General features: G+C 70.8%; 27 protein-coding genes and 3 pseudogenes. 14 read left to right on the top strand and 16 right to left on the bottom strand.

Translation table 11 applies throughout. The annotated features are described in order from the left end of the window. The first annotated feature begins 52 nt into the window (after positions 1-52). Complete coding sequence (locus MTF65_RS02880) at positions 53-676, top strand: TetR/AcrR family transcriptional regulator (RefSeq protein WP_243626607.1); 624 nt, start codon at positions 53-55, stop codon at positions 674-676. Positions 677-711: 35 nt separating this feature from the next. On the opposite strand, the gene MTF65_RS02885 is transcribed toward MTF65_RS02880, so the two are convergent. The 9 genes from MTF65_RS02885 to MTF65_RS02925 all read right to left on the bottom strand — a co-directional run bounded on the left by MTF65_RS02885 (position 712) and on the right by MTF65_RS02925 (position 8,154). After that, the gene (locus MTF65_RS02885; RefSeq protein WP_243626608.1) at positions 712-2,115 is read right to left on the bottom strand and encodes an ATP-binding protein; all 1,404 of its coding nucleotides are present in this window, start codon (positions 2,113-2,115) and stop codon (positions 712-714) included. Further along, entirely contained in the window at positions 2,112-2,843 is a 732-nt protein-coding gene (locus tag MTF65_RS02890) for a response regulator transcription factor (RefSeq protein ID WP_243626609.1), read from the bottom strand. The genes MTF65_RS02885 and MTF65_RS02890 overlap by 4 nt, the downstream gene beginning before the upstream one ends. 27 nt (positions 2,844-2,870) lie before the next feature. Then, positions 2,871-3,431, bottom strand: a complete 561-nt coding sequence (locus tag MTF65_RS02895; protein ID WP_243626610.1) for a hypothetical protein — start codon at positions 3,429-3,431, stop codon at positions 2,871-2,873. A gap of 52 nt (positions 3,432-3,483) precedes the next feature. Beyond that, a complete protein-coding gene (locus MTF65_RS02900) occupies positions 3,484-4,284 on the bottom strand; it encodes a cytochrome c biogenesis CcdA family protein (RefSeq protein WP_243626611.1) in 801 nt (266 codons plus the stop codon). Then, a complete protein-coding gene (locus tag MTF65_RS02905) occupies positions 4,281-4,910 on the bottom strand; it encodes a TlpA disulfide reductase family protein (protein WP_243626612.1) in 630 nt (209 codons plus the stop codon). The genes MTF65_RS02900 and MTF65_RS02905 overlap by 4 nt, the downstream gene beginning before the upstream one ends. Continuing rightward, positions 4,907-5,689: a thioredoxin family protein gene (locus MTF65_RS30120; protein WP_279398540.1), complete on the bottom strand. Its 783-nt coding sequence runs from the start codon at positions 5,687-5,689 to the stop codon at positions 4,907-4,909. The genes MTF65_RS02905 and MTF65_RS30120 overlap by 4 nt, the downstream gene beginning before the upstream one ends. Positions 5,690-6,023: 334 nt before the next feature. Then, complete coding sequence (locus tag MTF65_RS02915; RefSeq protein WP_243626613.1) at positions 6,024-6,602, bottom strand: hypothetical protein; 579 nt, start codon at positions 6,600-6,602, stop codon at positions 6,024-6,026. A gap of 190 nt (positions 6,603-6,792) precedes the next feature. Next, positions 6,793-7,626, bottom strand: a complete 834-nt coding sequence (locus MTF65_RS02920; protein ID WP_243626614.1) for a CAP domain-containing protein — start codon at positions 7,624-7,626, stop codon at positions 6,793-6,795. A 186-nt stretch (positions 7,627-7,812) separates the two neighbouring features. Next, entirely contained in the window at positions 7,813-8,154 is a 342-nt protein-coding gene (locus tag MTF65_RS02925; RefSeq protein WP_243626615.1) for a hypothetical protein, read from the bottom strand. A gap of 198 nt (positions 8,155-8,352) precedes the next feature. Here MTF65_RS02925 and MTF65_RS02930 point away from each other — a divergent pair, with 198 nt between their 5' ends. After that, positions 8,353-9,021 carry a DUF5701 family protein gene (locus tag MTF65_RS02930; protein ID WP_243627282.1) on the top strand — a complete coding sequence of 223 codons (669 nt, stop codon included), beginning with the start codon at positions 8,353-8,355 and terminating at the stop codon, positions 9,019-9,021. A 416-nt stretch (positions 9,022-9,437) separates the two neighbouring features. Next, a pseudogene (locus MTF65_RS02935) lies at positions 9,438-9,635 on the top strand (transposase); the annotation flags it as partial. On the opposite strand, the gene MTF65_RS02940 reads toward MTF65_RS02935, so the two are convergent. Both MTF65_RS02940 and MTF65_RS02945 read right to left on the bottom strand, forming a co-directional pair. Next, positions 9,613-9,798: a hypothetical protein gene (locus tag MTF65_RS02940; protein ID WP_243627356.1), complete on the bottom strand. Its 186-nt coding sequence runs from the start codon at positions 9,796-9,798 to the stop codon at positions 9,613-9,615. The pseudogene MTF65_RS02935 and the gene MTF65_RS02940 overlap by 23 nt on opposite strands. Before the next feature lie 156 nt (positions 9,799-9,954). Next, a complete protein-coding gene (locus MTF65_RS02945) occupies positions 9,955-10,506 on the bottom strand; it encodes a DinB family protein (RefSeq protein ID WP_243626616.1) in 552 nt (183 codons plus the stop codon). Positions 10,507-10,609: 103 nt separating this feature from the next. On the opposite strand from MTF65_RS02945, the gene MTF65_RS02950 reads away from it, so the two are divergent. Together MTF65_RS02950 and MTF65_RS02955 are read left to right on the top strand one after the other, a co-directional pair. Continuing rightward, positions 10,610-11,674: a DUF2332 domain-containing protein gene (locus MTF65_RS02950; protein ID WP_243626617.1), complete on the top strand. Its 1,065-nt coding sequence runs from the start codon at positions 10,610-10,612 to the stop codon at positions 11,672-11,674. A gap of 53 nt (positions 11,675-11,727) precedes the next feature. Continuing rightward, a complete protein-coding gene (locus tag MTF65_RS02955; RefSeq protein ID WP_243626618.1) occupies positions 11,728-12,051 on the top strand; it encodes a hypothetical protein in 324 nt (107 codons plus the stop codon). 610 nt (positions 12,052-12,661) lie between these two features. Here MTF65_RS02955 and MTF65_RS02960 read toward each other — a convergent pair. Both MTF65_RS02960 and MTF65_RS02965 read right to left on the bottom strand, forming a co-directional pair. Then, positions 12,662-14,002, bottom strand: a complete 1,341-nt coding sequence (locus MTF65_RS02960) for a hypothetical protein (protein ID WP_243626619.1) — start codon at positions 14,000-14,002, stop codon at positions 12,662-12,664. A 496-nt stretch (positions 14,003-14,498) separates the two neighbouring features. Further along, the gene (locus MTF65_RS02965; protein WP_243626620.1) at positions 14,499-14,891 is read right to left on the bottom strand and encodes a MerR family transcriptional regulator; all 393 of its coding nucleotides are present in this window, start codon (positions 14,889-14,891) and stop codon (positions 14,499-14,501) included. A 62-nt stretch (positions 14,892-14,953) separates the two neighbouring features. Between MTF65_RS02965 and MTF65_RS02970 the strand changes: the two genes are divergently transcribed. Further along, the gene (locus MTF65_RS02970) at positions 14,954-16,306 is read left to right on the top strand and encodes an MFS transporter (RefSeq protein ID WP_243626621.1); all 1,353 of its coding nucleotides are present in this window, start codon (positions 14,954-14,956) and stop codon (positions 16,304-16,306) included. Between the two features lie 136 nt (positions 16,307-16,442). Further along, complete coding sequence (locus MTF65_RS02975; protein ID WP_243626622.1) at positions 16,443-18,317, top strand: TerD family protein; 1,875 nt, start codon at positions 16,443-16,445, stop codon at positions 18,315-18,317. Positions 18,318-18,664: 347 nt separating this feature from the next. On the opposite strand, the gene MTF65_RS02980 is transcribed toward MTF65_RS02975, so the two are convergent. Together MTF65_RS02980 and MTF65_RS02985 are read right to left on the bottom strand one after the other, a co-directional pair. After that, on the bottom strand, positions 18,665-19,108 hold the full coding sequence (locus tag MTF65_RS02980) for a transglycosylase SLT domain-containing protein (RefSeq protein WP_243626623.1): 444 nt from the start codon (positions 19,106-19,108) through the stop codon (positions 18,665-18,667). Between the two features lie 315 nt (positions 19,109-19,423). Then, positions 19,424-19,688 (bottom strand): annotated as a pseudogene (locus tag MTF65_RS02985) (ECF transporter S component); the annotation flags it as partial. A 212-nt stretch (positions 19,689-19,900) separates the two neighbouring features. Here MTF65_RS02985 and MTF65_RS30415 point away from each other — a divergent pair. After that, entirely contained in the window at positions 19,901-20,116 is a 216-nt protein-coding gene (locus MTF65_RS30415) for a GPP34 family phosphoprotein (RefSeq protein ID WP_308407092.1), read from the top strand. Next, positions 20,113-20,585: pseudogene (locus tag MTF65_RS30630) on the top strand (GPP34 family phosphoprotein). Before MTF65_RS30415 ends, MTF65_RS30630 begins: the two are co-directional and overlap by 4 nt. 63 nt (positions 20,586-20,648) lie before the next feature. Here MTF65_RS30630 and MTF65_RS30425 read toward each other — a convergent pair. Continuing rightward, complete coding sequence (locus MTF65_RS30425; RefSeq protein ID WP_374207142.1) at positions 20,649-21,161, bottom strand: transposase; 513 nt, start codon at positions 21,159-21,161, stop codon at positions 20,649-20,651. Between the two features lie 115 nt (positions 21,162-21,276). On the opposite strand from MTF65_RS30425, the gene MTF65_RS03000 reads away from it, so the two are divergent. From MTF65_RS03000 to MTF65_RS03020, 5 genes are all read left to right on the top strand, one after another. Further along, on the top strand, positions 21,277-22,473 hold the full coding sequence (locus MTF65_RS03000; protein WP_243626624.1) for an exo-beta-N-acetylmuramidase NamZ domain-containing protein: 1,197 nt from the start codon (positions 21,277-21,279) through the stop codon (positions 22,471-22,473). Between the two features lie 269 nt (positions 22,474-22,742). Continuing rightward, a complete protein-coding gene (locus MTF65_RS03005) occupies positions 22,743-23,723 on the top strand; it encodes an N-acetyltransferase (RefSeq protein WP_243626625.1) in 981 nt (326 codons plus the stop codon). Continuing rightward, positions 23,720-25,057, top strand: coding sequence for an ABC transporter substrate-binding protein (locus tag MTF65_RS03010; RefSeq protein ID WP_243626626.1), 1,338 nt, complete (start codon positions 23,720-23,722; stop codon positions 25,055-25,057). Before MTF65_RS03005 ends, MTF65_RS03010 begins: the two co-directional genes overlap by 4 nt. Next, positions 25,051-26,022 carry a carbohydrate ABC transporter permease gene (locus MTF65_RS03015; protein WP_243626627.1) on the top strand — a complete coding sequence of 324 codons (972 nt, stop codon included), beginning with the start codon at positions 25,051-25,053 and terminating at the stop codon, positions 26,020-26,022. Before MTF65_RS03010 ends, MTF65_RS03015 begins: the two co-directional genes overlap by 7 nt. Then, positions 26,019-26,888: a carbohydrate ABC transporter permease gene (locus tag MTF65_RS03020; RefSeq protein ID WP_243626628.1), complete on the top strand. Its 870-nt coding sequence runs from the start codon at positions 26,019-26,021 to the stop codon at positions 26,886-26,888. The genes MTF65_RS03015 and MTF65_RS03020 overlap by 4 nt, the downstream gene beginning before the upstream one ends. Positions 26,889-26,960: the final 72 nt, after the last annotated feature.

Raw genomic sequence — 26,960 nt, forward strand, 5'->3', positions numbered from 1 at the left:
CCACCCACCCACGCACCCGATCCGACGGGCGCCGACACGGGGAGCAGCCAACGTGACCAAGGCCGAGCGCGCACTCGAAACGCGTGAGCGAATCCTCACGGCCGCGTGCGAAGTGATCGCCGACATCGGTTTCGAGCACGTCAGCATGCGCAAGGTCGCCGAGCACGCCGGTGTCTCGAAGGCCCTGCTGCACTACCACTTCGACACCCGCGAGAAGCTCTTCGCCGAAGCGATGACGCATTCCTTCGCCAAGACCGGTACGGACACCGGCAGCGAGGACGATTCGCTCCCGGCCGCCGTCGTCCTGGCCCGGATCGTGCGGAGCATGCTGCCCACGGACGAGGAGCTCCGCCAGGACTGGAAACTCTGGCAGGAGCTGTGGGTGCGCGCCCTGCGCGACGGCACGGCCCGGCACCTCGCCGTCGACCTGTACGACCAACTGCACGCGTGGGTCGCCGGAGTCGTCGAACGGGGCATCGCTTCCGGCGAGTTCACCGAATGTGACGTCGCCGCGATCAGCACGCTGGTGCTGGCCCTGTGCGACGGCCTCGGCATTCGTCTGATGCTGGAGGACCCCCGGATCGGCCTCACCGCGGCCCAGTCGACGATCTGGCGGGCGATCGCGCCGGCCCTCGGGATCGACCCGATCTTCCCGGAGGTCTCCCCGGCGGTCTGAACGGCGGTCTGAACGGCGCGGGGCGCCACGGGCGTTCACCGGGCACGCGGCCACCCCGTACGACGTCGGGAGGCGCGCGGCCCGCGCCCGGACGGCAGGGGTGGAGCGAGCCCGAAGACCACGGTGATCTGCGCGCCGCCGCGGGGCCCGCGGGCGATGCGCACCGAGCCGCCGGTGACGGACCCGGCCCTGCGGGCGATGTCGAGGCCGAGCCCCGAGGAGCCGGTGCTGCTCCCTCGGGAGAGGGCCCGGTCCGGTTCGGGGATGCCCGGACCGGCGTCCTCCACGACCAGTTCCACGGCCTGGGCGGTACGGGCGACGCGGACGCCGAACGGGGTGCCGGGCGGGGTGTGCCGGAAGACATTGCCGATGAGCGCGTCCACCACGGCGGCGACGTCGTCGTCGGACAGGCTGACGGCCGCGGGCTCCTGAGTGAGGTCGAGAGAGCAGGGACGGTTCTGCTGCTCCGCCAGGACCGCCCAGAAGGCGGTCCGGCGGCGCACGACGTCGGCTGCCTCGCAGCGGGGTCCGGACGGTCTCGGGCTCGTGGCGTGGTGGCCCGTGCCCGCTTCCGTGCCGAGCATGCCCTGGCCCATCGGGCCCACGGCGAGCGGGGTGCGGGCCGCGGTGATGATGGCCTGGAGTTCCGTTTCCAGTGCGCACACGGCGGCCTCGACCCTGGCCGACTCCGGTGAGCCGGCCATGCGTTCCGATGCCAGGTGCAGGGCGGTCAGCGGGGTGCGCAGCCGGTGGGACAGGTCGGCGACCAGTTCGCGTTCGACGGCGAGCAGCTCGGTCATCCGGTGGGCCATGGTGTTGAAGGCGATGCCCGCCTCGCGCAGTTCCCTGGGTCCCATGGGGTCCACGCGGGCGTCCAGATTGCCTTGGCCCAGGGCCTGGGAGGCGTGGGCGAGCCTCTTGGAGGACCTGACGACCTTCGCTCCGAGGCGGTCGGCGACCAGTACGGAACCGCCGACCAGCCCCACGGCGAGGAGGAGCATGACCGCCCAGGAGGCCTTGACCCCCCGGGTCAGCTCCTGCTCGGGGACGAAGTTCTCGATGACGGCGACCCGGTCGCCGGGCAGGACCACCGGCTGCAGGCATATCCAGCCGCCGGGAATCCCCTGCGAGATGGACTCGCGGCCCTGCTGGGCCCGTTCGAGCAGCGCCGCGGGGGCTCGGGAGCTGCCGAGGGCGGGGGCGTCCGGCAGGTGGACGACCACGTGCTCGGCCGCGTCCAGGCTGGCGGCGGATTCCCGCAGGGCGGACGGATCCGTGGTCAGCGTCAGTACGGGGGCCAGGGCGGCGGCCCGCTGCTCGGCGGCGGTGACGCTCTGCTCCTTGACCAGCGACATCACCAGTGCGGCCAGCGGTATGAGGAAGGAGAGGGCGACCATGGACGTGACGGCGAGCGCCACTCCGGCCAGGGAGCGTCTCACCGAGGCGCCACCAGCTTGATGCCGACGCCGCGGACGGTCAGCAGGTAGCGCGGGGCGGCCGCGCGTTCGCCGAGCTTGCGGCGCAGCGACGACAGGTGTACGTCGACGGTCTGGTCGTCGACGTACGGCTCGCGCCAGACCTCGGTCAGCAGCCGCCGCTTGGAGACGACCTGGCCGGTGTGGTGGGCGAGGAACGCCAGGAGGTCGAACTCGCGGCGGGTGAGTCGGAGCTCGCGGCCGGACAGGTACGCGGTGCGCGCGCCGGGGTCCACCGCGAGCTCGCCCACGGTGGTGGGGCGCAACGGTTCGGCCGCCGCTGCCGTCCGCGACCCCTGGGCGGCGTGCGAGGCATGGGCGGGCGGAAGGTGGCTGGTGCGCCTCAGGACCGCGGAGAGGCGTGCGATCAGTTGTCCTCCGGAGAAGGGTTTGACCAGGTAGTCGTCGGCGCCCGCGTTGAGGAGCTTGATGATTTCCGTTTCGTCGTCGCGGGCGGTGGCCACCAGTACGGGAACGGAGGAAATGCCCCGGATCATGCGCAGTGCGTCTCCTCCGTCCAGATCGGGCAGTCCCAGGTCGAGGACGACGGCGTCGACGGGCATCTGGGTGACCTCGCGCAGGGCGCCGAACCCGTCACCCGTGCTGCGTACGGCATACCCGTGCTCCGCCAGGACTTCGATCAGTGACTGGCGGATGCTGGGGTCGTCTTCCACGACCAGGATGCTGGGCATGGGCACACCTTAGGTGAACGCCAGTTCCTAGTGGGCGCCGAAGGCCGGGCCCTCGTCGGTGAGGCGCAGGTGGACGGGGTGGTCGGCGACCGGGATGGTGCAGCCTTCTTCCGAGCTGCAGCTCGCGTACCCGAGCAGTACCGTCGCCTCCCCGTTGCCGTCCGCGCGGATGGGAAGTGTGGTGGTGACGGGGCCGTCCGGGTAGACGGGGACCGGGGCGTCGACGCCCGGCACGCTGATCGTCCGTACGTCCGCGGCGGCCGTCAGCTTCCCGTCGGCCCGCAGGACCCCGGTGACGTCCATCGCGGTCGGCCGGCCCACGCCCTCGATTCCGGTGGCCGGCAGGTCGGTGCTGTAGAGGTGGAACCCCTTCTCCTCGGGGGTGAAGACCGCGGTCAGGGTGCCCTGCGGCGGATGCCAGTCGGAGACCGAGAGCGTGACGGTGACCCCGTTCTCGGTGAAGCTCGTCGTGGGCGAGGAAGCGCTCTTGGCGGGCTGCTCGCCGCATGCCGCGAGCGCGGCCAGGGAGAGGAGGGCGGCCGCGAGGCGGGCCTTGCGGGAGTGCCTCACGTACTCGAAAACGTTCATCTGTGCCTCTGTATCAGGGGAAATGAGGAGGGGTCAGGGGTGAGCGCCGTCCCTAGACGGCTGTGGTGAACTCCGCGCTCCACAACTGGAGCCGGTACACCAGGTCGTTCCACGCTCCGGTGGCCAGTAGCACGCCGACGAGGACGAGCATCCCGCCGCCGATCCGCAGGACCCACTGGTAGTGCCGTTTGACCAGGCCGAAGGCGCCCAGGGCCCGGCGGAAGGCCAGCGCGGCGAGGACGAACGGCAGGCCCAGCCCGAGGCAGTAGGCCGCCATCAGCAGGGCCCCGCGGGCCGCGCTCGCCTCGCTCCAGGCGAGCGCCTGTACGGCGGCCAGCGTCGGGCCGATGCACGGGGTCCACCCGACCGCGAACACCGCCCCCAGCGCGGGCGCGCCCGCCAGTCCGAGCACGGGCCGCCGGTGGCTGCGGAACTCCCGCTGCGTGAAGCCCGGCAGGAATCCCATGAAGGACAGCCCCATCAGCACGGTGAAGACGCCGAGCACCTGGGTGACCACCGTCTGGTGGGCCAGCAGGCTGCGGCCGAAATACCCGAACAGGGCGCCTCCGGAGACGAGGACTGCCGTGAAGCCCAGGACGAACAGCACGGCGCCGGCTGCCATCCGGCTGCGCTGCCCGCCGCGGGCGTCCGCCAGGTCGGAGACCGACAGGCTGGTCACGTAGCTGAGGTAGCCCGGCACGAGCGGCAGTACGCACGGCGAGAGGAAGGAGACGAGTCCCGCGACAAACGCCACGGGGGCGGCGACGGCCAACGTCCCGTGGAGGAGGGAGGGGGCGGCGTCGGCGGCGGCGAGGGCCACGCCGGTGAGCGCCACGCCGGTGAGCGCCGTCATGACGTCTCCTCCGCGACGCGGGCGAGCAGGGGTCTCAGTTCCTCGTCGGTGACCGCGCCCCCGATGCTGACGGCGATCCGGCCGTGGCGGTCGATCACCAGGGTCGAGGGGATGGTCTGCGGGTTGAGGAGCGCGGGAGGAAAGCGGAGCAGGAGCTCGCCGGTGGGGTCGTGGAGGCTGGGGAATCCCACGCCGTGCGCGCGTACGAAGGACCGCGCCGCTGCGCGGTCCCGGTCGCGGGTGTTGATCCCGAGGAACCGGACGCCCTGGGCCCTGGTCTGCCCGCTGAGCCGCTCAAGGTCATCGGCCTCCGCCCGGCAGGGCCCGCACCACGATCCCCAGACGTTGAGGACGACGACCTGGCCCCGGAACTCGGCAAGGCTGACCGGCTTTCCGTCCAGGTCGGCGCCCGCCAGCGCGGGCGCGGCCGACCGGGCGCCGGAGTCCACGACCACGGCCGCGGACCCGGCCCTGACCGCGGCGCTCGCCGGGCCGGGCGGCGCCCCGCGTCCGCCGCCGCCGTCGCCGTCGGACGCGGCGCCGGCGGCGGCGTAGAGGCAGCCGGCGACCGCCACCGCGAGGCCGGCACCGGCCAGGGCGGTGGGTCGCGGTACCGGTCGTCTCATGACGCCCACTGGCGGAGGAAGGAGTTGATGCCGTCCGAGGTCAGGGCGGGATTGCCGGTGGCGTGGGTGTCGGTGCGCACCGTGCCGGACGGCGAGACGACGATCAGGACGGGCATCTTGTAACTGCCGCCCGAAGGACTGTACTTGCGCAGGAGCGCGGAGTTGGCGGAGCTGTTGCCGCCGATGTCGACCTTGACCAGGTGGTACGAGGCCCCGAGGATCGATGCCGTCTGCGGCTGGGCGAACACCTTGTCGGCCGCCTTGCAGTTGCCGCACCAGTTGGCGCCGAAGTCGAGCAGCACCATCCGCCCGTCGGCCTTGGCCGCGCGCAGCGCCGCGTCGATCTGCTTCTGCGCGTCGGCCGAACTGTCGTAGCCGGGCCCGGGTATCCGGGCCGGGGTGGGCGCGGCGGAGGTACGGGACGGCTTGGGGGCGGGCTTGGCGGTCTGGGCGCGCGAGGGGGTCGGCGAGGAGCCGGCCGGGATGGTGGCGGACGGGGTGGTGGCGGACGCCGACGGCGTGGCGGAAGCGGTCGGGGACGCCTCGGCGGACGCGGACTCCGTCCCGGCCGGGAGGGTCTGCGACGGCTGTCCGGCCGTGGTCGGCGCGGCAGCGCCGGTGGGCTTGGTGGGCTGGGTGGACGGGCCGCACGCGGCGGTCAGCCCGGCGGCGACCACGGCCGCGGCCACCAGGGGCAGCCGCACGCCCAGGGGCGTGGCGGAGCGGGGGCGCGTCGTGAGGCGGGCGGCACGGACGGGTCGGAGTATGCGAGAAGTCATGGCGAAGACACCCCAAGGCATGGTTCGGGTTCGGACTACGGGAACGGCGAAGCGCCTTCTCGGATCGGTGAAACCGATGGCGCGACGGCTCGATGGCTCGATGGGTCGCCGGGGCAGTCATGCCCGGGCGCCGAAGGCCGCTCGGCTGACGCGAGCATAGGACCGCTGGGGGCCGCCAGAACCGTGTGGGCGTGATCTTGAGGTTCCCCTAAGGAACAGCTCACCTTCCGCTTCACCGGAACTCGGGCGTATGAGCGCATACATGGGGGTGAAACCCGCAAAAGGGATCAGGGGATTGAGTAGTGCGTGCGGAGCGGCCGCAGCGGCCAGGCCGTCAGAAGGACGTCTCGCGGACGCTGGCCTTCGCCGAGGGGGTGATCGTCGCCGTGATGACCGAGCGGTGGTCCGCGCTGGTGAACGTGACGGTCAGGGTGTCGTCCGCGGTCTGTGAGGTGCTGGCCTTGTACCCGCGGCTGGGTATCGCGGAGATCAGGCACACGCCGCGGCTGCCGTAGCGCACGGTGGCCTTGCCGCCCTGCGAGGGGACGGTGTGCAGGCCCGGTCCGCCCTCGTCGCAGTCGACGGGTGGTTTGGGTGCTGTCGTCCGAGGGGTTCCCGTCGAGGCCTTCACGGGGGTGGGCGTCGAAGCCGGAGGTGACGGTCGCTCGGTCGCGGCGGGCGAGCCGCCGGGGGTGGCGCTCGGGGACTGCGGGCTCAGGGACTGCGGGCTCGGTGACTGGCCATCCGCCGCCTGCCAGGCCGGCGGCGTGTCGAAGACCATGGGGGCGGACCGCGCGACCGGAGGCGTATGCCTGGTCGAGCCGACCACGAACTGGACCGTGACGAGCACGGCGGTCACGCTGGTGGCCGTGCACGACAGCCAAATGAGCAGGTAGCGCGGAATTCGGGGCACGGCCCCATAGTGGCCGACGCGCGGGGCGGCCCGTCACCGCCTCCCCCGTAACGGACACGGCCTGCCGCCCGGTGCCGGATCCGCGGGTGAACGCCGACGTCCTCCTGGCCCGCGTACGGGTCGGAGGACGTGTGCCGGGCCCCGCGGGCGCGGGGCGGGGGCGGGGCGGGGTGAGGCGGGGTGAGGGTTCCTACTTCGGCGTTCCGAAGTTCTGCGTCCACCAGGGGCCGCCGTCGCCCTTGTGGAGGCCTATGCCGATCTCCCGGAAGTCGCAGTTGAGGATGTTGGCCTTGTGGCCGGGGCTGTTCATCCACGCGTTCATGACCGCGGCGGCGTCCGCCTGGCCCCGGGCTATGTTCTCGCCCAGGCGGGACCAGCCGTATCCGGCGGCTTCCACGCGGGTGGTCATGGTGGACCCGTCGGGTCCGGTGTGGGACATGACGCCGCTGCGGGCCATGGTGTCGCTGTACGCCCGTGCCGCGGCGCTCAACTTGGCGTTCGCGGTCAGCGCACCGCACCCGGCCGCGGCCCGCTCCTTGTTGACCAGGGCGAGAACCGCGGACTCCGCCCCGGACTCGCCGGAGGAGCCGCCCGGACCACCGGAACCGCCGTCGGTGGTCGCGGCGGGCGTACGGGAGGGCTTGACGGGCTGGGCGGGCTTGGCGGCCCGGGTCGACGCCGAGGTGGCCGGGCGGCTCTCCGCCGCCGACTTCGTGGGAGCGGCGGATCCCGTGGCGTCGGCGGCGGGCGTCGCGGACGGCATCACGCCGGTCGCGGACGCGGCGTCGGCGGAGCGTGTGGGGTCGGCGGGAGAAGGGGTTGCCGTCGCCTCCTCGCCACCGGAGCCCGCCGCCCCGGACCTCGGTCCGCTCGCGCGTACGCCGTCGTCGGAGTCGGCCACCGCGACCCCGACCGCCACCGCCGCGGCCGCCGCGGTGAGGGACAGCACGATGCGCGTGCGCACCGTCTTCTTCCGCCGCGCCTCGACGCGGGACGGGGTTCCGGGAGTTCGGCTGCGGCTCATGCCTGTGGCACCTCTCAGCAAGAAGGGGAGGACGGGTCCCCCGAGCCTAGGGTGGTGACCAGCGAAAACGGCTCCCCGGAGGTGTTCTTCAAGGTCCCTTAAGGAAGCCCGCAGGGTCGGCACAGGATTGGGCCGCGGTGGCTGTTCACACCGGGCGGCGCGTCGTGCACAGCAGTGGCGCCCCAGTCAGAGGTCGACGCGATGCTCGGCGGCCGATGGGTCATCGACGGAGCCGTAGCGCAAGACGACGTGCGCCGGGCGGAACGGCAGGTCGTTCAGGATGGGTGCCATGACAGCGAAGAGTGCGTCGGCGTCCGGTCCGTAGGCGTAGAGGACCACCTCGCCTCCTCCGTACTCGTTTCCGTCGAACTCGCCCACGTCGGCTTGCTCGATCGCCTCGGTCAGCAGGGACTGGGCCTGGCGGACGACCTCCCGTTGGCCTGGCTCGCCGAGGCCGTCATCGGCCAGTCGAAAGTGAGCGATGACGGCATGCTCAACGTCGGTTTCTGCTTCGTCTGTGTCGGCCATGCGGGAAACGATCTCATCCCGGACCGACATCCTCGCCAGCCTGGCTCTCCGGGACGCGGCCCTAGGGCGTGCGTGTTGCGTGTATGGAGTCGTGATCACGGGAAGGGGCGGAGGCAGCAGGGGCGGGAATGTTCCGGTGGGCCGCCTCGTTCACCCCCCGTCCACGTCGCTATCCCTGGGAGCATCGTGCCCGAACCCATGCCCGTCACCTCCACCGTTCTCCCGGTACTTCCGGTACTCCCGGCCTTGAGCGTGCAGGCCGAGCGTCTGATCGAGCTGGGGGTGCACGAGATCGCCGGGCTGCCCGCCGCCGAGCTGCGTGCCTTCGCCGAGGCCGCCGAGGTTCCTGCGGCCGGCGATGGCGCCCTGCTCGCTGTTCACCCGGACCAAGCCCCTGCCTCCGCCCTCGCGCCGCTGCTCCGCCGCGACGGCAAGCCGGGCTTCGTCGTCACCGACATGCCCGACGTCGACCTCTTCGCCCCGCTCGAAACGGTCGCCCTGCCCGACGCCCCCCTCTACCTCCTCACTGGCCTCGACCGCGGTGACCAGATGGCCAACTGGAGCCCGAGCGAGGCACTGCCCGCCCTCACCGCACAGGCCCGCACCCCTTTGCTGCTCACCGAGGGCATCCACTGGGTGATGCAGCAGCCCGCCGTCCTGGAGCGCAACCACTGCTTCATGACCATCGGCTCCCGGCTGCGCAAGGCCAACGGCGCCCTCGACGCCCGCACCCCGGCGATCTGGATCAGCAACGGCACCGGGCGGGACGGACGCGAGCGTCGCAACGCCCCCAAGGTCGGCTGGTGCTGGGCAGGCAACCGGCACACCTGGCTGGGCTTCGCCTCTGCAACAGGCCGCCGGGTCTAGGACGGCGATGTTCCGCTCCTTGTAGAGCCCGGCGTCGTGGCTGACGCGCCGGCCGCCTCTGCGACCCTTCTACCTCCGGTTTGATGACCCCCGGCCGTCGCTGCTTCGCCATGCCGGGACGGTACGCCCTGGTGTCCACACCACGCACGGAACTTCCAGGCGCTGACACAACCCTGTGCCTCACTGACGTCTACTCTGCGCCCGACAGCAGAAGATGCTCCAGGCGCGTACGACGGCCCCAGCCCCGGGGGTAGCGTCCTGGCGCACCGCCTCGCGTCGGCGCACCGAGCGCCGCGCGACGCTGGAGGTGGCCGCGCGCGCCCTCGGGCGGGCCGCCGCCACCTCGAACTGGGTCGCCCGCCTGGGGAATTGCCGGACGCGAGGGGCCTCTTCGTCTGATCATGTGCTCCGACCAAAGAATCGACGTCGACCAGCTGCGGAGACTGCTGGCGGGCCTGCCGCTGCCCCGCTTCGACGGCGGGCGGCTCGTACTCGCCGTCGACGCGTCGCCGTGGCTGCGATCGGACTCTCCCTGCTCGGCCGAGCGGCTTTCCTGCCACGTGTACGGACGAGCGAAGACGGCCTCGCAGTTCATCCCGGGCCGGCCGTACTCCTCATCCCGATGCGATCGGCCAGTTCCCCCATCCGCAGCGCACCGCCGTTCTCGGCTCGGATCAACGCGCACATGGCCCGGTACTCGGACAGCGGCAGGGCATGGCGCCGTTGCAGCGCTTCGTCGAGCCGGCGCTCCATCCGGCCCAGCAGTCGCACCGCCATGCACCAGCGGTCCTCCTCGGCGTCAGTGGGTCGGAGAGAACTCCAACGCCGCGTGTTCCAGGGGCACATCCAGATCTCCGGTGCCCGCCGCACATCGGCCCACGGGACATGGCGTGTCTCTCGCGCGCGGGCCGCGCGGGCCGCGCGGTCGGCGGGTCAGATGCCGATCGCTCCGTCGATCCGCTCGCGCAGCAAGTCGGCGTGTCCGTTGTGCCGGGCGTACTCCTCGACCATGTGGATGAGTACCCAACGCAGCGACACCGTCCCGCGCCACGCGTCGTGGCCCTCGACGTCGAGGTCAAGCGACTCGGTCACGAAGCGATCGGCGAAAGCCACTTCGGCACGCCACGCCGCCCAGGCCTCCGGGATGGCCACAGGGTCGGACACCGCACCGTCGAAGTCTCCGTCGGGATCGAGCTCCGACGAGAAGCGGGGAGCCACGTCCTGCCCCGCCAGAACCTGCCGGAACCAGCGGCGCTCCACGTCGGCGAGGTGCCGGACCAGGCCGAGCAGCGAGAGCGTGGACGGCTCCACGGACCGCTGGTACAGCTCTGTCTCCAGGCCGGCACACTTCAGCTCCAGGGTCGCGCGCTGGTCGGAAAGGAAGGCGACCAGCATGCGTCGCTCATCACCGGTCGACGGACCGCTGAATCGGCACTCCTGCTCGGGGTTGACGAACATCTCGGCTCTACTGCGTGGCATGGTCATGCCCGAAATTATGTGCCAGGTAGCCAGGTGAGGGGTCAGGGGTTTCGTTCCAATGGCTAGGATCGTCGGGATGTCAGGGCCGACCGCAGGAGGCGCCGTACCCGTGGGTAGGGCCCGCACACTCGCTCAGGCGTACCGACGCTTCGGTGAGGTCGACGCCGCCGAAACATCGCCTCTGTACGAGCGCGTCGCCGTCGCCCTGAGTGAGTCCGACGAGGCGCTGCGCGCCATCGAGGCGGCGCCGGCGCGCAAGCGGCACCCCACGGTGATCCTCGCCGCGCTGCACTACCTCGCCCTCGCCGGACGCGCTCCGGAGCTTGCCGTGGCCTACGCCGCTGCGGACGGCGACGCTGCCGCCGACGCGGCGATCGACACGCTGCTGCGAATGACCGACTCGGTCGTGGCCATCGCCGCGCGCCGGCAGCCGCGGACCAACGAGACCGGACGCTGCGCCGTGCTGTATCCGGCCATTGCCGAGGCGGCGCGCCGGGTAGGCGCGCATGCGGTTGGGCTGATCGACGTGGGCTGTTCGGCTGGGCTCAATCTCCATGTCGATCGCGTTGGCATCACGTACAGCAACGGACAATCGCTGGGCGACCCGTCATCTCCCGTGCAGCTGTCGTCTTCGATCGTGGGAGACCGGCCCGTCCCGATGCGGGCGATGCCCGAGGTCGTCGCCCGGGTCGGCCTCGACCTCGATCCGGTCGACGTGACCGACGCGGATGACGCCCGATGGATGCGCGCCTGCCTGTGGCCGGATCAGCCGGAGCGGGTCGCGAGGCTCGAAGCGGAGATGGCGTTGGCGGCGACGGCCCCTCCCCTGTTGCTGCAAGGTGACGCCGTCGAGGTGCTGCCCGACGCCTTCGCCCGTGTGCCCGCGGACGCCCTGCCTGTCGTCACCACGACATGGGCGCTGTCGCGCTTTCCGCTCGAGAGCCGCCTGCGCTTCCTGCACCGCCTCGACGAGGCGGCGGCCGGGCGGGCGGTGGCGTGGGTGTCAGCGGAGGGGGTCGGAGTCGCGCCGACGATACCGACACTTGGAGATCGCCGCGCCTCTGGCCACAGCATCATCGGCCTGGCGGTGTTCGACCGGTCGGCTCTGCGCGCCGAGGCCATTGGCCGCTGCTGGTCGCAGGGCCGCTTGCTGGCGTGGCTGGCAGACTCCTAGTGTCGTGTCCGGTCAGGTTGATCCATCAACGCATTCTCTGAAATCGGGATTTCGTGACCGGCCTGGCCGCCGAGGGCGTCGGGCAGCGCGCTGGTGGCCGCGTCGATCCAGGCGAGGTCCGCGTTCCGGTGCCGCTCTGGGTCCTCGATCAGCAGGTCGTGGGCTTGGAGGACCTGGCAGACCCGTTTGGCGAGGAGGCCGGGGTCGGGCCGGGTCAGGTCGTAGACGTCCCGTTCCTCAATGGCCGTCTGCCCGCCGGACCAGAAGGACTACCTATGAAACACAGGTCCCGCTGGCCCTTCGTGCATTCGCGTGATCGCCAGCAGGCGGTGGACATCGCTTCGGCCATCAGTTCGGGCTTCGCAAACAGCAGCTGACAGTCAGCCACCGCGTCGCGCCGGCCACCGAGCCGCCGGCGACGAGGCAGCTTCTGGCCTTGCGCATGCGTCTCGGTGGAAGCCTGTCAGCTCGGGCAGGCCCTGGCACGGCTCGAAGCTCTTCAGAACCCATGGCTGACCAGCCCGTTCCCGCCCCTGCGGACAGGAGCATCCCGCCGCAGCCGTGGAACCCCTGCGCCCACCCGAGGCGACAGCCGGGCCGTCACCCCGAGCCGGTACACAGGTGGCACCGCGGCCGGCACCACGTCGTCGACCCCGGGGAAGCCGTGACCGGACGTCGCCCTTCCGACGTCCGAGTCGGGGCTGTGGACGAGGCCGCCAGAAGGGTCAGCAGACAGGCGCCCCGCCCCCGCACCCCCGGTGGACGTCGTCGACCTGACCGATCGAGGGCTCAGCGCACTCGGTCGTAGACCAGAGCCAACATGCCGTGCTCGCCCGCGGCCTGGCTGACGAGCGCCCACTGCCCCGGGCGCGCTGATCTCCTCGACTCCTGGCACCGTGGCCGTGGCCGTGGCCGTGGCCGTAGCCGTAGCCGTAGCCGTAGCCGTAGCCATACGGCCCGGTGGGCTGAACTGCCTCCGGGTGGCCGTCAGCCGGTGCAGCCCGGGACCGTACCGGCCGGGCTGCAGTTGTTCGGCTGGTTGTTGCGAATGACATCGCCGTTCAGGGTCAGGACGCCGGACGCCTTGAAGATGCCACCGCCGTCGCCCGCCCGGTTGTGGGTGATGGTGTTCTCCTGCAGCGTGGTGGTGCCCAGCCCCGTGGTACCCCCGGCGTGGTAGAGGCCGCCGCCCTGAGCCGTGCCGTTCTTCGCGGTGACCGTGTTCCGGAGAACCTTGTTGTGCCTGGCCGTCAGGGTGCCGCCGTCGGGGTTGTCGAGGCCGCCGCCCTGAGCCGTACCGTTCGGTGCGTCGACGGTGTTACCGGTGATGTGGCTGTCGGTCAGGTCGAGCGTGCCGAAGGGGCCCACGCGTACGCCACCACCGCGCGCGGTTCCGTCCTTGGCTACCGCCCGGTTGCCACTGATCTCCACCCCGCTCACGGTCATCAGGCCGTTGTTCGCGATGCCGCCGCCCTGGGCGACACCGTGCGGAGCGTCCGATGTGTTGTCGCTGATGGCACCGCCGGTCACGGTCAGCCTGCCGGGCTCCGGGATGCCGTTGGAGACGGCGGCACGCGCGAATCCACCCGGGGCGAAGGAACGGTTCTTGCTGATGACCGTGTCCTCGACGGTCGTCTCGGCGAAGCTGATGATGCCGGCCGCGAAGGCGGTGCTCTGGGTGTCCTTGGTGACGGTCGCGGTGTTCCCGGTCAGCCGGGAGCGGGTGACCGTCAGCGGACCGTCGTTCGCGATGGCGCCGCCGGCGGCGCTGCCGCCGGTTGCGCTCCCGCTGTAGATGACGTGGTTTCCGGTGACTTCGGTCTCGCTCACGCTTCCGGTGCCTGGGCTGTCGATGGCGCCGCCCTGGGCGAACACGTCGGACCGGGACGTGTTGCCGATGAATTTGCTGCGGGACACCTTCATCGTTCCGGTGTTGGAGATGCCGCCGCCACAGGCCAGGCCCGGGGGGTCGGGGAAGGCAGGGCAGTCCGTGGCGAAGCCGCCGCTGATCGTCGTGTTGGTGAGCGTGAGGTTGCCCGCCGGAGCGACGAAGAGGATCCGGAACTTCGGCACCTTGTTCCCGCGCTCGTCCCGCCTGATCGTGGCCTCACGCCCGTCGATGGTGATCTCACTGGTGATCACCGGCAGCCCGTTGCCGGGGTTCACGGGGTCCGGCGCCGTCAGCTTGTACGTACACTTGCGCGCCAGCCGGAGCGTGTCCGGCCCCGGTGAGCTGTTCGCCGCGTTGATCGCCGCGACGAGATCCGGGACCGAACAGCGAACCTGCACCGTGGCGGCGGCGTGAGCGGCCGGGACGGGAACCGCCACCAGCGCGCCGCCACTAGGCCGAGGACGGCCGGGACATGCCGACGAGACATCGGAGACTCCTTCTTCTGCGGTGTACGGCCGGCCGTCAGGGGACCGCAACCAGCCGAGCCCAGCCGACCATGCGCAACCGCCGTCGGCTTCCCGGCGTGATCCGTACGGGCGGGCGGACAGCCCGGACGGAGCATGAAGACGCGCGAACGGGCCAAGACGCGCGAACGTTCCCGGTCACAGCACTCGCAGAAGTCACGGCCGGCTGTACGAGCGGCTGTACGAGCGCATCGAGAACGTGCTCACCTCACCGGGGCGGATTCGCTCACGAGTAGAACCTGACCCTATCCGCGGCCAGGCCGGCCGCGGGTTACGGACGGGCAGAGGCGGATGTCTACTAGCTGAGTCGCTACGCAAAGATGCGGCTCAGAAGGCCTAACTGACCGTTTCACAATGCGGGCGAGCGCTAGTGCTGCGGCAGTTGCATGGCCGTCGGGCGCGCCTGCGGTCATGGTGTCGCGTCCGTGGGTTCGAGTAGCACGCATTGATCGAAGTTCATGCAGCCGCACTCCAGACAGTCCGCGACTGCCTGCCGTAGGGCCCGGGTCTGTGCAATGTACTCGTCGAGTTCGGGCAGCTTGCGCGTGGCCATGTCCCGCCACTGGCGGGTAGCGGATGGTGTGGCATTGCTGGCCAGCAGCTGCGTGATCTCGGCGAGGGTGAAGCCGGCCCGCTGTGCCATCTTGATCAGGGCGACCCGGCGGACGGTGGTCGCGGGCCACACTCTGCGTCCGCCTTCGCGGCGAGCACCGGGCAGTAGACCGCGCTCTTCCCAGTAGCGCAGTGCTGAAGCGCGCACGCGGGCTTTGTCCGCGAGTTCACCGATGGGCAGGTACCGCATGCCAGCCCTCTTCCTTGTCCGGCCTTGACTTCAAGCGTGCTTGAAGGACGACTGTGACCCGCATGTTCTCAGCTACTCCGGGACGCCTGGTGCCCGGCCCCTACCGCTCGCTGTTCGCCCACCGGACGTTTCGGCGGCTGTTGCCGGTCTTCGCGTTGTCCGACCTGGGCGATGGCATGACCGTCGTCGCCGTCGCGTGGCTGGCGCTCGCGCTGGGGCCCGACGGCGGCCAGGGCGCGCTGGCCGGCATCGCTGTTGCCGCCTACGTCCTTCCGGGTGCGCTGGGCGCGCTGATCCTGGGAAGGTGGATGCGGCGGCTTCCCGCACGGCAGCTCCTGGTCACCGACTCCGCGCTACGGGCCGTACTGCTGGGGGCGGTCCCGCTCGCGTACGTGGCGGGGCTGCTCACACCGGCCGTGTACGTCGGGCTCCTGGGCACCTCCTCGCTGCTTCACGCCTGGGGCAAGGCGGGCAAGCACGCCCTGTTCGTCCCCCTGCTCTCCAACGACCAGAGTCTGACAGCCAACAGTGTGCTCAGCACCAGCCTGTGGAGCGCGACCATCGCGGGTCCTGCTCTCGCGGGCCTTCTCGTGGGAGCGGCGTCCCCAGCATGGATCATCGGCTTGAACGCCGCCACGTTCGCAGTGCTCGCCCTCCAGACCGGCCGCACCACCCTGCCGCCCTCACCGGAGCCGGTGCCGGTCCCGGTGACCGGCGACGCACAGCGAGGGCTGAGCATTCTGCTCCGCCAGCCGGAACTCCTCGGCCTGCTCGTCGTGACCTGGGTGTTCAACCTCGCGTTCGGCCCTGTCGAAGTCGCCCTGCCCCTGTTCGTCGCCGACAACCTCCACGCCGGCGCGGGGCTGCTCGGCGCCTACTGGGCCGCCTTCGGCATCGGAGCCGTCATCGGCTCCCTCGCGCTGAGCGCGGCCAGACGGCTACCGCTGTGGCCGGCCATGCTCGGCATCATCGCGGGCCACGGCATCGGCATGCTCCCCTTCGCCCTCACGCACACCCCCCTCCCTTCCGTGATCGGCTTCGCCTTCGCCGGACTCATCTACGGCCCCTACTCCGCGCTCTCCATCACCCTCATCCAGGCCCACGCACCCGCCGGGTCACTCACCACGGTTCTGGCCGCACGCAGCGCCGTACTCCTGACTGCCTCCCCCCTCGGAGCGGCGCTCGGTGGCTTCCTCCTCGACCGGACCAGCGCCCCCGCCATCCTCATCGGCTGCGGTGCACTGATGATCGCCATCGTTCCCATCAGCGCCGTTGCACTGAAGCTCTCCGGAGATCACCGCCGACGGCAGCAGCCCTTACCCGCCCGGGCCCAGCAAGGCGCGCCGCCTGGGGCCGGACCGGCGCCACATCATTCACGTCACTTTGACGGGGCGGAAATCTCGCACGTGAAATGACGATCTCGTTCCTGACGACCTGTGGGAGCACGTCGCACCCTTGCTTCCCGCACCACCGGCGCGCGTTCTTCCGGCGCTGGCGGCGGCAGGGCCTCATCGCCGGTTCCACGACCAGCTGCGGGCCCGGGTCCGTGAAATGGAGGGCCGCGCGGCCGAGCCGACCGCCGCGGTCATCGGCTCACAGGCCCTGCGGGCGGCCGACACCGTCGGCGCAGGCTCACGAGCTTGGGACGGAGGCAGGAAGGTGGGCGGCCGCAAGGGCCATCTGGCGGTGGACTGCCTGGGCCTCCTCCTGGCCGTCGCGGTCACCGCCGCGTCCGTCCGTCCAGGACCGCGACGCCGCGACGCCGCGATGCCGGTGCTGTGCTGCAACGGCTCCGCGGGCTCCGTCGCAAGGTCGCTCTGGTGTGGGCCGGTCGCTCTGGTGTGGGCCGACGGCGCCTACGCGGGCCGGCTCGTCGACTGGGCCGCCAACAACCCGCCCTTCGGCGACAGTCGATCGCCTCCTTTAGGGAACAAATACTCGACGCGCGGACAACTGGCCTGCGACGATGCCACCATGACGCAGATCATCAAGGGGGGCAATCTGCCCATGTCCGGCGAGCCCATGCGGATCGCGGTAGTCCGTCGCGCGGCCGGGCCCGGTGTACCCGAGATCGACCCGGCGGCACTGCTGCTGGACGACAGCGGCAAGGTGAGGGGCCGGAGCGACCTGATCTTCTACAACCAGCGCTCGCACACCACCAGCGCCGTACAGCTCCTGGGCAACGCCCAGGGCGATGACGGGCGGACGGCAGACTGGCTGGAGATCGACCCGGGCCAGGTCGAGCCGGAGGTGGAGCGGATCGTCATCGCGGCCTCCGCCGAAGGCGGAACCTTCGGGGACGTACCGGGGCTGTACGTGGAGGCGGTCAGCGCGGTGACGGGTGAGCGGATGGTGGTGTACTCGGTCGACGACGACGACGCGACGACCGAAACCGCATACGTGCTGGGTGAGCTCTACCGCCGGGACGGGGGCTGGAAGTTCCGCGCGGTCGGGCAGGGGTACGACTCCGGGCTTCCGGGGCTGGCCACGGACTACGGATTCACGGTGGAGGAGGAAGAGCCCGAAGCCGAGTCGGCCACCGCGCCGCCGCCCGCACCTGCGATGCCCGAGGCTCCCCCGCCCGCCCCGCCACTTCCGGCGACGGCGCTTCCAATGGCGGCGTTCCCGGCGGCGGCAGCTCCGGTTCCACCGGAGCCGGTCTCACCCGAGGCCACAGCGGCCGTCGCGACATCTCCGGCCCTCGCGGCCACCCCCGCCGCCCCCACCGTGCCCGCCGGCATTCCCGTATCCAAGACCGGCGCCCCCCTGCTGGGCACCATCACCACACGGCTGAACAACCTCCCGACCGACTTCGGGCCGGACTTCCCCGTCTTCTCACAGGAGGGCAAGGGGGATGACATCGTCCGGGTGGAGGTTCCCATGCCGGCCGGGTTCGCGGTGGTCGACGTGGTCAGGGTGGGGGAAAGCCTTATCGAGATCACAGCGCTGAACCACCGCAACCATGAGAGGTCCCCGGCGGTCATCCACAGCTGGCTGGAGGACTTCAGCGGGCGCGGAATCGTGGACCACGACGGGAACGGACCGCTGCGGCTGCGCGTGAAGGCGCAGGGCGAGTGGAAGATCACCGTGAGCCCGGTCTCGGTGCTACGGGACGTCTCCGAGCGCGTCGAGGGCGTCGGCCCGGATGTCCTGGCGTACGCCGGCCCCGCCGTCGACCTCGCCATCAGGCACCGCAACAGCAGGGATGAGGCCTGGTTCCAGCTTGAGGCCATCAGGCGCGGCGCCTCGCGCCGTCACCTGTACTCCGGTTACAAGTCGGGGCGGGGCACGGTGGCACTGACGCGAGGGGCGCGACTGCTGGTCATCAACTGCGACAGCCCCTGGTCCATCACCCCCCGCGAGGTCACCCCCCACCCCAACCGGCGGGAAGGCGAGATCCCGCCCTTCTGGAAGCGCCTCCGCTGACCAACACCTGGGCACGCGGACACCGCTCGGACGGGGGCTGCCGGCGCGGTGTTCCGGGGCGGGCAGCGGGCACCCCGCTGCCGCAGGCGCCGGCGACCCGTACTTCCCCGCGGGAACCCGGGCGGGCTCTCGACCGGCCCCGGAACGGGGAAAGGCCCTGGCGCCGGCGCAGCCGGGGGCTGGACCGGGCGGCGCAGCGGCGGCCGAGAGTGGGTTAGGGGGTGTAGCGCGGCGGGGTTCGGTGCCCAGGGGCTGATTTCTGGTGAGCTCGGCGGCCGCATACGCAAAGACGCTCGGCGGGGAAGTCCCGGCCGAGCGTTTTCGTGCGTCTGCTTACCGCTGGTGGCTTAGTACCAGTGGTTGGCCTGCCAGAAGTTCCAGGCGCCGACCGGGCTGCCGTAGCGCTCGTTCATGTAGTCCAGGCCCCACTTGATCTGGGTGGCCGGGTTGGTCTTCCAGTCCGAGCCCGCGGAGGACATCTTGGACGCGGGCAGGGCCTGGACCAGGCCGTAGGCGCCGGAGGAGGCGTTCGTGGCGGTGTGGTCCCAGCCGCTCTCGTGAGAGATGATCTTGTCGAAGGCTGCGAACTGGGCCGGGTCCTTGATCATCTGCTGAGCGATCGCCTTCGCACCCGTCGGGGCGGCCTGCGCGGGAACCGCGGCAAGCATGGAACCGGCGACGCCCAGGGCGAGGACGGTGCCCGCGAGGGTCTTCTTCGAAGCGGCGATGCGGCGGATGACTGCGTTGGACACGGAAAACCTTTCACAGGGAACAAGGACCGTCGCGGGCATGCCGAAGACATGCGTGAGCCACTCACGCGGAGGAGAGGGGTTCGTCGGGCGGGGGGTGAAGCACCCCTGCCGCCGTGGCGACATCACCAGTTAGACAGGCCGCCGAGCGTCTGGCAACGAGCCCTCCTACTAGTGGGGGTCGCAGCCGGGGTCCCGCCGCGCCTCGGCGGTGCCGCCGGCGTTGGTGCAGGTGGGACGCGGGTTGCGGGGGGTGGGAACGGGGCGTTTGAGGTCTACGGTCCTGGGTCGTATGTGACCTGGGTCCTATGGGACGCCTCACTGGGAGGCGCCCCGGATGTCACGTTCCGTTGCCGTTCATACCCCTTTTGGGGGTGTGTCCTGGGCCACTTTCACCCCTGAATCGAAGGAAACGGGGGCGTCGAACGCCGCTTTCCGAGTCGCCCGCCGCAGCACCTTCAGCAACCCAGCAGCACCCAGCCCTGCAGGTTCATGACCGTGCCGCACGCGAAGGAGCCGAGGACCCGTACGCCGCGAGCATCGCCAGTTCGGCCCGGCCGCGGATCCGGTCGGGTCCGGGCAGCAGCCCCGCACCCAGCGAGAACCAGCCCATGGACACCATCCCGGGCGTGCGCGGCCGGGTCCGCCGAGCTGTTCCCGGGCGCGGGTCCAGTCACCGAGGTCCAGGTCCCAGGGGACATCCAGGCCCTCGGTCAGCGGCCCCCACGAGCACTTCGCGTCCACGATCGCGGGCGGCGCCCACGGATCAGCCGCTTCCCGCACCGGGGCCGGAGCACGCTCCGCGGCGGAGGCGGGTGCGACACCTGGAGCGCTATGGCAATCACGCTGGCCGGATCGGCACAGCAGCGGCAAGCCGCCGGCTGGGCGGTGTCGGGTGGGATCCTGCTCGAACTGGTGCTGGCCGGGAGGGCTTCAGTCACGGGTAAGCACCTCGAACTGGTGGACACGACTCCGACCGGAGATTCGCTGCTCGACAGTCGGACGGCGCTGATCGAGACCTGGATGCGGGTCGTGGCAAGCGCCGGGTGACGGAGTGGCTGACGAAGGACCAGTCCAAGGCCATCGCCGCGGCTCTCGAGAGCCTGTGCAAGCGTGGGGTGGCCGTGGAGGAGAAACACAAGGCACTCGGCGTGTTCCCGATACGTCGCTACCCCGAGGCCGACGGCGCGGTGGAACGGGAACTGCGGGAGCGGCTCCGGGCCGTAGTGCTGGACGGCGCCGAGCCGGACACACGGACACGGGCCTCATCGCGCTGATCCACTCGGCCAAGCTGCACCGTCTGGCCTTCCCCGACGGCCATCGCAGGCAGGTTGCCTCGCGGATGGAGGAGGTCGCCACAGGGCAATGGGCGGCCGAGAGCGTCCGCGCCGCCATCCGCGATGTGCAGGACGCCTTGTCGGCCACAACCACAGGAGGCCGGACACGTGGTCGCCCGCTCAGTCTCGGGACACGGACGGCTGCCATGACCTGCTCAAACGCGGGGCGTTCCCCGGCCTGACCCTATGTGAGTACGAACGCAGCGGACGGCAGTTGCCGTCAGCCGCCAAGTGGACCTTGGTCGTCAGTCCTCCGCGGGAGCGTCCGAGGGCACGGCCGTCGCGCTCGCTGGCCGGGAGGGCCCTTTTACGGGCCCCGGCGGCGTGCTGATGCGCACGGACGATGGTCGAGTCGGCCGCCACGACCCCGTTGAGATCTTCGGCCGCGTCGGCCTGGGCGAGCAGCGTGGTGAACACCCGCTCCCATGTTCCGTCGATCGCCCATTCCCGCAGGCGGTTGCAGGCGCCCACGAGCCGAACTCGGCCGGCAGCTCCACCCAGGGCGAGCGGGTGCGGCACTTCCAAGTTATGGCGTGGATCACCTGCCTGTGGTCACGCCATTGCCCGCCTCGTTGCAGCGTTCGATCCGGCAACAGCGGCTCAATCCGGGCCCACTGCACATCAGTCAACGACACAACCAGACCAATGATCCGATGATCCGAACAAAACGGCCTAGCTGCCCGACTTATGTACCCTGCCCCGCGGCCAGATACCTGGTCACCCGCTGACGACCTACCGCCACCACACCACCCACGCACTCTGGATCCAGGCCGCCCTCGGCGCGACCTGTTAGTAGATGATTGCGAAATTACAGGACATACCAGTAGATTTCTTGCCGTGGCTTCGAGATGTCACTGGCAGACGGGGCAAAGCATGAGCACGGACGACCGCGTCGCGGTGACGACCGGGATCGCACGACTGCACGCGTCGCCCGGACTCGCCGGGCCCGGCCGGCTCGGGCTGGTGACCAACCACACCGGCGTTCTGCCCGACCTGCGCCCGGCCGCGCCCGCGCTGCTTGAGGCCGGTGCCCGGCTGGTCGCCCTGTTCGGTCCCGAGCACGGTCTGCACGGGACCGGTCAGGCCGGCGAGAGCGAGGCCGCTCGTGCGGACCCCACCACCGGTCTACCGGTCCACGACACGTACCGGTGCAGCGGCGAGCTCCTCGACAAACTGCTGCTCGACAGCGGTGTCGACGCCCTGGTGTACGACCTGCAGGACATCGGGGCCAGGTTCTACACCTACGTGTGGACCATGTTCGACCTGATGGTCTCGGCGGCCCGTACGGGCGTACGGTTCGTGGTCGCCGACCGGCCCAATCCCCTCGGTGGACTCGTCAGCGAGGGCCCGCCGCTCGACCCGGCATGGGCCAGCTTCATCGGGCGCGCTGCGGTACCCGTCCGGCACGGGCTCACCTGCGGCGAGCTCGCCCGGTATCTCAACGCCTCGGTCGTGTCCCAAGTGGCGGGCAGTGCAGTTGACTTGACGGTGATCGAGGTCGTCGGCTGGCAGCGCGCCATAGACGCGGAGGCAACCGCCCTGCCGTGGGTCGCGCCCTCGCCGAACATCCCGACGCCCGCTACGGCCACCGTCTACCCCGGGACGTGCCTCTTCGAGGGCACGAACCTCTCGGAGGGCCGGGGCACCACGCAGCCCTTCGAGATCGTCGGGGCCCCGTACATCGACGCGCGGTTCGCGCCCTCGCTCGCCGAGCTCGACCTGCCGGGTGTGCACTTCCGTGATCTGCGGTTCGTACCGACGTTCCACAAACACTCCGGGCGGCTGCTGCGCGGAGTCCAGCTCCATGTCACCGACCGCGAGGTCTTCGCTCCCGTACGTACCGCCGTGGCGATGCTCAGTACGCTGCGGCGGCTGTACGGGGACCACTTCGCGTGGCGCGCCGCTGACAGCGGTGTGGAGGGGAGCGACCAGCGTCCCTTCATCGACCTGCTGTGGGGATCCGACCGGTTGCGGCGTGCCGTCGACGCGGGCGACGACCCACTGCCGCTGTGCGATCCGCCGGCGCCGCCCGGCCGATGGGCCGGCGACGACGTGCTGCTCTACCCCTGAGACAGGCTGCCGCACCGCGCGACCTGCTGCTGTTCCCCTGACGGAAGCGGATGCTGATGCAGAACCGACAGCCGCCACGGACACCCTGGGCCGAGCCGCCCTGGCCCCCACCGAACAGCCGGGCGCGGACCGCCTCATCGCCCCGCGCGCCCTCATGGACTGAACCCTGATCGCCGTGGCGCAGCGGCACCCCACACCAGACCGAAGCAGCTCTGCGGAGCGACGCTCGACGCCGTCCCTGACCTGCGTATGGAAGGACAACCCCGCCGATGACCGATCGCACAACGACATCCCGGGCCGACATCCGTGGCTTTCGCGCGGGCGACGGACCGCAGGTGGTGGAGGTGTGGCGGCGCAGTGCGCCGGCCGACCCCATCACCGCGGACCGCTTCCGCTCCCTGGTGCTGCTCGACGCCAACTTCGATCCGGAGGGACTTCGGGTCGCCGTCGAGGGCGACCGTGTCGTCGGTGCGGCCTACGCGGTGCGCCGTCTGACGCCGATGACCGGCACCGACCTGGAGCCGGAACAGGGCTGGATCCCGTTCTTCTTCGTCGACCCGGCCGCCCGCGGGCGCGGTCTCGGCCGCCGGCTGCTGGCCGACGCCCTCGACTGGCTGCACGGCCACGGCCGCACCCGGGTGGACTTCTCCTCGTACACCCCGGACTACGTCCTCCCCGGCCTGGACGCCGAGACGTACCCGGAAGCGGCCCGGCTCCTGGAGTCCCTGGGCTTTCGCACGCTGTACGAGGCGGCGGCGATGGACCGTGGCCTGGTGGGCTATCGCTTCCCGGAGGACGTCGCGAGCCGCGTGGCGGAACTGACGGCCCAGGGCTACCGGTTCGCCACCCCGTCCGACGACGACCTGGTGGACCTCTTGGCGCTCGCCGGGAGCCGCTTCGGTCCGGACTGGGCGTGCACGATCCGGGCGTGTCTGGCCGCGGGCACGCCGCTCGACCGGATCGTCGTCGTCCGGGACCCATCGGAGCGCATGGTCGGCTGGGCGATGCACGGCGCGTTCGACGCGGTGGACGAGCGGTTCGGCCCGATCGGCGTGCTGGAGGAGATGCGCGGCACCGGGCTCGGCGAGGTCCTCCTGCACCTGGTCCTGGAGAGGATGCGGGCGCGCCGCGCGCACTCCGCGTGGTTCCTGTGGACCGGCGCGCAGTCGCCGGCGGGCCACATGTACCGCAAGACCGGCTTCACCACGACCCGCGTGTTCCGCGTGATGCGCCGGGAGGCCGCTCGATGACGCCGGCACGCCGCACCGGCGGCCTGAGCCGCCGTCACTTCGCGCTCGCGCTCCCCTCGGCGCTGCTCGCCTCCGGATGCGCACCGCACCAGGGCACCGGGCGGCCCGGGGATCCGATCGTCCTCACCCTGCTCTCCCACTACGCGAGCGGGGTGCCCAAGGAGGCCCTACAGGGCCCGGTCGACGAGTGGAACACCACCCACGACCGGGTCAAGGTACAGACCAAGGCCGTCGAGTTCACGGACCTGCTGACCACGTTCATGGTCCGGCAGGCCGCGGGCCAGGGCGCCGACATCCTCCACCCGTACTGCTTGTGGAACGGCCAGCTGGTCCAGGCCGGCGTCCTGCGGCCCGCTCCGACCGAGCACGCCGAGGAGATCACACGCGGCTACAGCGAAGCTGCGGTCGATGCCGCCTCGGTGGGAGGCCAGGTCTACGGCTACCCCACCGAGGTGCAGACGTACGCCCTCTACTACAACAAGCGGCTGCTGCGCGAAGCCGGTATCGACGGCCCGCCGCGCACCTGGCGGGAGCTGGAGGAGAGCGCCTACCGCACCGCCAGGCGCGACCGGTACGGCAACACACTGGTCCAGGGCTTCGGGCTGTCGACCGCTGACGACTCCACCACCGTCGGCCAGACACTCGCCCTGCTCAACGCCGCCGGCGGAATGTTCGTCTCCAAGGACGGCAGGAGCACCGCCATCGACTCGCCGGCCGGACGGGCCGTGTTCGATCTGGAGCACCGCCTCGTCGTCAGAGGTGCGAGCGCACCCGGTGTCAACGTCTACAAGGCGTTCCGGTCCGGGCAGGTGGCCATGGTGGTCAGCGCCGGCTGGTGGACCGGGAGCCTGAAGACCCTGATGGGCAAGGACTACCGCGACGTCGGCGTCGCGCCGCTGCCCCTCCCGGAGGCGGACGGCAAGCGCGCCACGCTCTCCACCGGCTTCATGCTGGGGGTCAACGCGGCCAGCAAGCACCCGCGCGCGGCCTGGGAGTTCCTGCGCTGGCTCAATACCGAGAAAGTGAACGTGAAGAGCGCCAAGGAGGGTGGGAAAGCGACCCGGATGAGCTCCCTACAGGTGTCGGTCGGCTCCCTGACCGGCCGCGCCGACGACATGCGGACGCTCCTTGGCGCGCACAGCGATACAAACCTGCGCCCCTTCCTGGACGCGCTGGCGTACTCGGTGCCGGAGCCGAACGTGCCCGGCGCACAACAGGCCAAGTCGCTGCTGCGCAAGAACATCGAGGCGCTGTGGACCGGTCAGCAGTCGGTCGACCAGGCACTGCGCACCACCCGCCGACAAGTCGATCGAGAGGTGTCGCGCTCATGGTGAACACGCTGACGCCGGCGACGACCGATCGGGCGGCGCCCGGCGCGCCCAGCACGCGCTCCGCCGGGCCCGCCGTCGATGGCCGCGCCCGGACCCGGCGCCGCCAGGCCGTCGTCGCCTATCTCTTCCTGGCGCCGACGTTGCTGTTCTTCGCCGTCTTCCTGATCCTGCCGCTCGGCTTCGCGCTGCTGCTGTCGATGTCCCGCTGGGCCGGGTTCGACCTCGGCGACATCCAACCGGTCGGCACGGACAACTTCACGGGCCTCTTCGCGGACGGATCGACGTTCCTGGCGCCGATCCTCACCAACACGCTGCTGTTCGCCCTGGGCACCGTGGTCCTCGCGCTCGCCGGCTCCGTGGTTGTCGCCACCTGCATCGACAACCTGCGGTTCCAGGGTCTGTGGCGCACCCTGTACTTCCTGCCGATCGTGACGACCGTCGTCGCCGTCGGCAACGTGTGGAAGTACATGTACGAGCCGGGCGGCCTCGTCAACGGCGTACTCAACGCCCTCGGGCTCGGCTCGGTGGCCTTCCTCCAGGACCCGGACACCGCGCTGCCGTCGGTCGTGGTCGTTCAGGCCTGGGCATCGGTCGGCTCGGCGATCCTCGTGCTGACTGCCGGGCTGAAGTGCATTCCCGAGTCGTACTACGAGGCCGCGGCGCTCGACGGCGCCGGGCCGGTCACCGTCTTCTGGAAGATCACGCTGCCGCTGCTGCGGCCATCCCTGCTGCTCGTGTGCATCACCGAGCTCATCAGCGGTCTGCAGTCGTTCGCGCTGATCATCGTGATGACCAAGGGCGGGCCGGGTGACGCGACCAACGTGGCTGCCCTGGAGATGTACCGGCAGGCCTTCTTGTACGGCAAGTGGGGCCCTGCGAGCGCCGCCGCCTTCGTACTGTTCGTGGTGGTCCTCGTGGTCACCCTGGCCCAGTTGTGGATCTTCCGGCGCAAGGGGGAGGACGCATGATCCGCCGCCGTTTCCCGTGGTTCTCGTATCTGGTGGTCGTGACCGGCGCCGTGCTCACGGTGGTGCCGTTCCTCGACATGGTGATGACGTCGTTCAAGGGGGCCGGCGAGGCCGGCACGCTGCCGTACCGGTTGCTGCCCGAGGCGTTCGACCTGTCGAACTACCGGGCGGCGGTCGACCAGCTCGATCTGCCGGTGCTCTTCCGCAACAGCGTCATCGCAACCGCCGTGATCACCGGGTCGGTGCTGTTCACGTCATCACTCGCCGGCTACGCGCTCGCCAAACTCCGCTTCCCCGGCCGGAACTTGATCTTCCGACTCGTGCTGTCGACGATGATGTTCCCCCCGTTCGTCTTCTTCATCCCGCACTTCCTGATCCTGGTGCACTGGCCGCTGGCGGGCGGCAACGACCTGTTCGGACGCGGGGGCGCGGGCCTGACCGTCAGCATCGCGGCGCTCGCCATGCCGTTCCTCGTCAACGGCTTCGGAATCTTCCTGATGCGCCAGTTCATGGTCTCGATCCCGGACGAGGTGCTAGAGGCCGCGCGCATCGACGGCGCCGGCGAGTTCGGCGTGTGGTGGCGGATCGTCGTGCCGCAGACCAGGCCGGTCGTGCTGACGCTCGGTCTGCTGACCTTCGTCCACGCGTGGAACGAGTACATCTGGGCGCTGCTCATCTCGACCGCCAACCCGGACGTGATGACCCTGCCCGTCGGCATCCAGTTCCTACAGGACTACGTGGACCCGACCCGCTCGATGCCGATCGTCATGGCCGGTCTCGTCCTGAGCACCCTGCCGGTCCTGATCCTCTTCCTGCTGCTGCAGAAGTACTACATCCGCGGCGTGATGCTCAGCGGCCTCAAGTGAGAAGCCTTGGCACGCGCCCGACGGGCGCGTGCCTTTCTCCTGGAGCACGGCCCGAGCGGGGAGCGGAGGCCG

This window comes from Streptomyces sp. APSN-46.1 (assembly GCF_022815725.1).
GTDB lineage: Bacteria > Actinomycetota > Actinomycetes > Streptomycetales > Streptomycetaceae > Streptomyces.